Origin of the sequence: Brevundimonas sp., assembly GCF_046295775.1 — a bacterium.
In the GTDB taxonomy this organism is placed as follows: domain Bacteria; phylum Pseudomonadota; class Alphaproteobacteria; order Caulobacterales; family Caulobacteraceae; genus Brevundimonas.
In genome coordinates this window covers 285,872-291,871 of record NZ_JBKBML010000001.1, presented here as the reverse complement: position 1 = coordinate 291,871, position 6,000 = coordinate 285,872, and the positions used below count along the sequence as shown (strand labels likewise).

The 6,000-nt window shown below is 70.5% G+C and carries 7 protein-coding genes; all 7 read right to left on the bottom strand.

What is annotated here, in order from left to right:
* Nucleotides 1–765, bottom strand: a 765-nt coding sequence (locus tag ACK4I0_RS01515) for a Y-family DNA polymerase (RefSeq protein WP_409607293.1), incomplete at its 3' end; no start/stop codon positions are given.
* On the bottom strand, nucleotides 765–1,139 hold the full coding sequence (locus ACK4I0_RS01510; RefSeq protein ID WP_409607291.1) for a LexA family protein: 375 nt from the start codon (nucleotides 1,137–1,139) through the stop codon (nucleotides 765–767). The genes ACK4I0_RS01510 and ACK4I0_RS01515, both read right to left, overlap by 1 nt.
* A gap of 141 nt (nucleotides 1,140–1,280) precedes the next feature.
* Nucleotides 1,281–2,525 (bottom strand): DUF3363 domain-containing protein, encoded by a 1,245-nt coding sequence (locus tag ACK4I0_RS01505; RefSeq protein ID WP_409607289.1) that lies wholly within the window; start codon nucleotides 2,523–2,525, stop codon nucleotides 1,281–1,283.
* A gap of 289 nt (nucleotides 2,526–2,814) precedes the next feature.
* Nucleotides 2,815–3,744: a DUF2493 domain-containing protein gene (locus ACK4I0_RS01500; RefSeq protein WP_409607287.1), complete on the bottom strand. Its 930-nt coding sequence runs from the start codon at nucleotides 3,742–3,744 to the stop codon at nucleotides 2,815–2,817.
* 611 nt (nucleotides 3,745–4,355) lie between these two features.
* Complete coding sequence (locus tag ACK4I0_RS01495) at nucleotides 4,356–4,934, bottom strand: GcrA family cell cycle regulator (RefSeq protein ID WP_409607285.1); 579 nt, start codon at nucleotides 4,932–4,934, stop codon at nucleotides 4,356–4,358.
* Nucleotides 4,935–5,067: 133 nt separating this feature from the next.
* Nucleotides 5,068–5,484, bottom strand: a complete 417-nt coding sequence (locus tag ACK4I0_RS01490; RefSeq protein ID WP_409607283.1) for a single-stranded DNA-binding protein — start codon at nucleotides 5,482–5,484, stop codon at nucleotides 5,068–5,070.
* 32 nt (nucleotides 5,485–5,516) lie between these two features.
* Nucleotides 5,517–5,924, bottom strand: coding sequence for a single-stranded DNA-binding protein (locus tag ACK4I0_RS01485; protein WP_409607281.1), 408 nt, complete (start codon nucleotides 5,922–5,924; stop codon nucleotides 5,517–5,519).
* Nucleotides 5,925–6,000: the final 76 nt, after the last annotated feature.

The following is a 6,000-nucleotide window of genomic DNA, read 5'->3' as shown; positions in this document are numbered from 1 at the left end:
CATCTCCGCCCAGGTCTCGACCAGCCGACCGAACATGCGGGTGACCGCCACAGTCTGCCGCTGCTGCGGAGCCAAAGTGAGCGGCAGGCAGGACAGCCCGTTGAGTTCGGCGTGGGTGCGCTGGCCGGTCACGGTCATCAGCTTGCGCACGGAGGCCGACGGCAGGGCGGCGAATTGCCCGACCGTGACGACGCCCAGGTCGTTGAGCCTCGCCTGATGGGCGCGCCCCACGCCCCAGATTTCGCTGATGGGCATGGAGGCGAAGGCCTCGCGCCGCACCTCCAGGTCGCTGAAGTCGGACACCCCGGTCGCCGTCTTGGCGTGCTTGTTCGCCAGCTTGGCCAGGGTCTTGGTCGGGCCGATGCCGATGCAGGTCGGGATCTTGGTGATCCGTCGCACGCGGTCGCGGACGCGGCGGCAGTAATCCACCCGAGCGAAGGCCGTCAGGTCCAGGAACATCTCGTCGATGCTGTAGGGTTCGACCCGGGCGAAATGATCACTCAGCACCTCGAACACCCGTCGGCTCATGTCGCCATAGAGGGCGTAGTTGCTGCTCTTGGCGATCACCTCCCGGTACTCGGGCTTGCGGCGCGACAGGTGCCACACCTCCCCCATCTTGATCCCCAGCGCCTTGGCCTCGGCCGACCGGGCGATGGCGCAGCCGTCATTGTTGGACAGCACAATCACCGGCCTGCCGATCAGGGTCGGGTCAAAAGCCCGCTCGCAGCTGACGTAGAAATTATTGCCGTCGATCAGTCCGAACATCAGACATTCGTGCGCACGAGCGCCGCGATCATCGCCCAGACCTCGGTGTCGTCGCTCACCGGCTGAGCGGGCTGGTTGGACGGCTCCAGCCACCAGTGACCGTCCTTCTCGGTCAGGACGGCCAGCACCACATCCCCGTGCAGGAAGGCCACGCACACCTTGCCGGACCGGGGCTCGGCGTCGGTGTTCACGACGAGGATATCCCCGCCGTGGATGCCCCGCACCCGGAGCCCCTCCCCCTTCACCCGAACGGCGAAGCGCTGCGGTCGGCGAAGTTCGAGCAGGTCGGCGAGATCGGGGACAGCCTCGACATGATCCTGCGCGGGGCTCTGGAAGCCCGTTGTCTCATCACCCTTGTATGCGGCCGCGCCCATTCGCCTTGATGAGATCAAAACGTGAACATGCGCAAGGCCTGACGTGGAAGAACCCACAGAACGCCCCGATCCAGACGACCGCTTCTGGCGTGCCACCACGGCCGACGCCGAACCCGCGACGCGCGGCCGGAGGACCCGAGTCTACCGCGACAGTCCCGCGTCCCGGCCAAGCCGCACCAGCGCCGCCCCCCGCGCGCCCAGGTCCAGCTCCGCCGCCTGCCCGACCCTGGGCAGGGCCGCGCCCGTCCCCAGCCGCGCGAAGACCTCGTCGCCGCTCGCCTCGCGGACGATCACCCAGGGCGAGGCGCCCGCCTCGTCATGGAAGCCGGTCTTCACCACCGTCCCCCGCACGCGGTCCTGCCCCAGGGTCCGGACCGCCCGTCCCGCTTCCAGCCGGCGCTGGTTCATCGTTCGGATGATGTCGCTGCGAAGCTGGAGCCCCCGCAGCGTCCCTTCCAATCCGTCCGCAAGGCGGTATCCGCGCCCGTGACGCTCAGCCAGGCCCAGCGCCTCGAGGTGACGGAGCCGGCCTCTGGTCAGGGCCGCCCAGCTGTCCCCGACGCCCACCCCGTCCGGGACCAGACCGTGCTCATCCCGCGCGGCGAGCAGCCGGCGATCCAGCCCGGTGAACCGATCGGCCTGGGTCTCGCGCCAGACCCGCCGCTCGGCGTCGCCCCTCGACAGATCGCCCAGCCGCTCCTGCGCCGCCTCCTGGGCGCGCGCCCGGAAGCCGTAGGCGATGTAGTCGCGCGGGATCACCAGGTCCCGTCCGTCGCCCCGCCGTCCGCGCACCAGGACATGAGCGTGGGGCTGGTCGGTGTCGTAATGGCAGGTCGCCAGCCACCTCAACTCCGGCTCGCCCAGGTCGGCGCCCACCCGCTGCATCACGTCGCGTACATAGCCCCTGAGATCGGTGATCCGGTCGCCGTGTTCGGGCGAGACGATGAACCGGAAATGATGCCGGTCCCGGCTCCATCCCGCCGTCTCGGCGCGCGGGTCGACCCGGTCACCACCCGCATCGAAGAAGACCGCCCGGCTCTCCTCCTCGCCCGCGCCGTCCCGACCCAGATAGAGGAGGTGTTTGGCGAGGGCCGCGCCCCGCTGGCCGCCCTTGCCGCTGTGTCGGGACACCAGCGCCTTGACGATCACCCGTTGCCGCACGTCGAGCCTGAACCCCCGGCCAGACCGTTTCGCCGCCGCGCTGAGGCAGCCCTTGCGGTCGCCCAAGGCGAACAGTCGCGAGGCCGCCAGCCGCATCATCATCGCCGTCCGCACCCCGGTCCGGTCGCTCTTCAGCCGGTCGGGCAGACGCGCGAGCGGTCCTTCCGCCGGCTCGACCGCAGGCAGGCTCTCCAGTCTCGAACGGATCGCGTCGCCCACCAGCACGGCTGCCTCCAGACCCTGCGCGCGGCCCCGGCCTCCACAGGTCGCCGCACGTCGCCGGCGGGGATCCTCACGCGCTCCAAACGTCTGACGAGACTAGACAAACGGAGCCGCCGCAGGCGCCCCTTTTTATCTTGCCCTCCAGCCCCAAACGCAGATTCCCGCCGCCTCCGATCAAAGGTCATCAACACCGATCAAACCCCCGCGCATCGTCCGAAGAGCCCCCGCCAACAAAACGAAACCCGCCCGGCCGAAGCCGAGCGGGTTGCAGGTTCAAACGCCGTCGTCGCGTCTAGCGCGCGCGGATCGGGAGGTGACGCATCCCGTTGTCCCTCGCCTTCTGACCGAAGTTCAGCGCCGGTCCGAACGGCCGGTAGTCCGACCGCGCCTCGGCCACCGACTGGGCCAGGGTGAGGCAGACCTCGGGTTCGAGCGCGATCAGATCGTCATTGGCCCGGAACGGCGCCGCTTTGCCGTGGCTGTCGAAGTCCGCCCGGGCCAGGATCAGGGTCACCCCCTTCTGCTGGGCCCAGCGGATGGCCAGCTTCTCCGATCCCTTCGCCCCGGTCGTGGCCAGGGCCATGTCCGGCCACTGGGTCCGGGCCCAGTTCAGGGCGTCGAAGATCCGGCCCGCATCCTCGGCGCTGTCCGCTGTCGGCGCGCCCCGGAAGGCGACCACCGGCCCGCCCGGATCGGCCTCTCCGGCTTTCCGACTGCGCACCGCTCGGATGGCCTGCTTGGCCTCCAGCTGGGCGGCGGTGAGGTGGGCGCCGCGCCGCGATCCGCGCCAGGCCGTCCAGACTTCGCCGGTCGATACGGTCCAGGCCTGCGCCGCCGCGTCCCGGATCAGTTCACTCGCCCGCGCCGCCACGTCCGCGCCGTGGGCTCGGGCCGTCGCCTCCTGCAGCTCCGTGTCCGCCGCCTCCGACCCGTCGAAGTCGCGGTCCAGGGCCCGCATCCGGTCACGGGCGCGGTCGGCGTCCCGCTCGATCCGCCCCGCCGCCGAATGGAAGGCGCCGATGAGGGACTCACCGAGCATGGTCTGGTGATCCTCGAGCGCCGTGCCCGAAAGCAGATCGACCAGTTCGGTCATGATCGCGCGCCCGAACTGAACCAAGGCGTCTTCGGTCGGATAGGGACGCTCTTCGGCCAGCGATGCGGCCAGGTCGTCGAAGGCGGACCCGGTCTTGGTGGCCGGGGTCGAGTGGGTGATGAAGGTCATGAGCGCAGTTCCTTGAGACTGCCGTGCGCCCCATGCGCAACGACCCCGCTCCTGACGACGCCGGGGTCCCCGGCAGTCACCGGAGCGCCGGGCCCTGCCCGGCGTGGAGGGGAACGGCGCAGCCGTTGACTTCCGGGGTGGCGTGACAGGATCGGAGGGCGTTGTGTGGGGGCTCGTCGGCGTCGCCCTGGCGACGCCGACCCCGTTCGGCGCGTGGCTTGCGCCGAGAGCGACCTCGGACCCTCGGCTCCGGCCCGCCTCCGACGGCGCATCGCCGTCGGCGCTGTGCCCGCTCAGCCGTCTGCCCGCAGGCGGCGCGCCGTGGGCGAGCTTCCTGAAAGCCGACTAGGGCCTGACCCGACCCTGCTCGCACCAATAGGGGACGAGGGTGCCGTCGTGAGCATTCAGGGATTCAGCCGTCGCGGAGCAATTCAGCCAGTTGAAGTTTCGGCCGTCCCTGGCGTCGAACGTCGCCAAATGGACGCGTTCCATTCCCACCACGGACTGCCGATAGAGGGTGGCCACCTCGCTATCAGGAACAGGCCGCTCGCATCCGGCAAGGGCCAGTCCGGCAAGGGCCAATCCCGTAAGAGCAAGGGTGTATCCGCGCATCAGGCGTCCTCCGGCGTCGAGCCTAGGGCGAGATGCCGCCGAAAGTCCAAGAGGTCGTCGCCTTCGAGACCGGCGAGAGCCAAGAGCGACGGCTGGGTCATGCCCAGGGTGCTGTAGCCGACCCCGGCGTGACCGCGGCAATAGGCGCCCCGCGACACGGGCCTTCCACAAAAGGTCGTCACCCCCCGGTCCGGCCCATAGGGCCAGCGGCACTGGCCCCGCCTCAGATCCAGAAGGCCCAGGCCGCCGGACGGCAGGTCGGCCGTTTGCGGAGGGCGCGGCGACAACCCCGCCTCAGGACGGCTCCGGCGCTTGGAGCCTCCCGAGCCGGCCGCCAATGCCTCACCTGGCCGGCGAGCCGCCGCAGCCGCTTCCGCCGCCGGACGTCCCATCGCCTGCGGCCTGCCCGACCGGCGAGGCCGGTCCGCCGACAGGCCCAGCCGGTGCACCTTGCCCAGCACGGCGCTGCGGCTGATGGAGGGGCCGAACTCGGCCGCGATCTGAGCGGCGGTCCAGCCGTCGCGCCACAGGCGGCGCAGACGGTTTACGCGGTCTTTGGTCCAGACGGTCGCGGTCATGGCGGGGCTCCAGCTCACCGGGCCCGATCGGCCCGCCCCGCTCCGCCCTTCCTCCCACCTTCCCCCCGGCACGCATGGAAACAGCCCGGCGCGCTCGCGTCGGGGCTGTCCCTGCCTAGTCCCTGGTCCATCTTCAGAACGGGATGTCGTCCTGAAGGTCCTGGCCGGCGTCCGGCTGCGGCCCGTCCACCGTCACTTCGCCCCCTTCGACCCGGGGCTCGCGGCGGTTCTTGAGCCGGATGTCGCTGACGATCAGACGGAGGTCGTAGTGCTCCACCCCGTCCTTGCCGGTCCAGCTGTCGTTCTCGACGTGGCCCTGGACGACCGCCCGCGTGCCCTTGCGGGCGAAGGCGCCGATATAGGCTTCGGCCGTACGCTCATTGAAGCAGACGCAGTTGAAGCCGGTCGTGCGTTCGCCCGGCTGGCCGTCGGCCTTGCGGAAGCGGGTGGTCTCCACCAGCCGGAAACTGGCGCGCTTGCGGCCTGAGCCCTGGGCCGAGAGCACCGAAGGGTCTGCGGCCAGAAAGCCCTCCACGATGAAGGTCTGCATGATCTGTCTCCTGGGATTGATGATGGTGCGGGTCAGGCCGCCTGGGCGGCGCGGCGGCGGCGGGGACGAACCGAAGCGGGTGCAGCCTCGGGCGGCGTCCCGGCGGCCGCGTGCTCCGCCTCCCGATCCTGGGCCCAGTCCAGGACGGTCAGCCGGTTGACCACCAGTTCCTTGGCGGCGCGGGCCTGGCCGTCCCGGGTCTCGTACTGGGTGTCGACGAAGACGCCGGTGACGACGGCTTCGCAGCCGCGCGCCAGGCCCGGCGCCACCACCTTTTCGTTGAGGCCCTTCGACCAGCTGACGCAGTTGACGCCGACCAGCCGGGGCTTGCCGGCCGCGTCCACGCCGCGCTTCTCGATCAGCCGGAACACCGCCTTCGCGAAGTCCTCGCTGATCTGGGGGTCGGCCGACAGCCGGCCGGTGAACACCATGGTCTGCATATCCATCTCCTTGTGATCCGAGACGCCCTGGAGCCGATCTCCCGTTCCCGCCTCGCCCCTGGCCTCCCTTCCTCCT

What these genes read in the sequence shown, in the direction of transcription:
- ACK4I0_RS01495 (WP_409607285.1), bottom strand. Translation starts at nt 4,934, where the DNA reads ATGACCGCGACCGTCTGGACCAAAGACCGCGTAAACCGTCTGCGCCGC.
- ACK4I0_RS01490 (WP_409607283.1), bottom strand. Translation starts at nt 5,484, where the DNA reads ATGCAGACCTTCATCGTGGAGGGCTTTCTGGCCGCAGACCCTTCGGTG.
- ACK4I0_RS01500 (WP_409607287.1), bottom strand. Translation starts at nt 3,744, where the DNA reads ATGACCTTCATCACCCACTCGACCCCGGCCACCAAGACCGGGTCCGCC.
- ACK4I0_RS01510 (WP_409607291.1), bottom strand. Translation starts at nt 1,139, where the DNA reads ATGGGCGCGGCCGCATACAAGGGTGATGAGACAACGGGCTTCCAGAGC.
- ACK4I0_RS01485 (WP_409607281.1), bottom strand. Translation starts at nt 5,924, where the DNA reads ATGCAGACCATGGTGTTCACCGGCCGGCTGTCGGCCGACCCCCAGATC.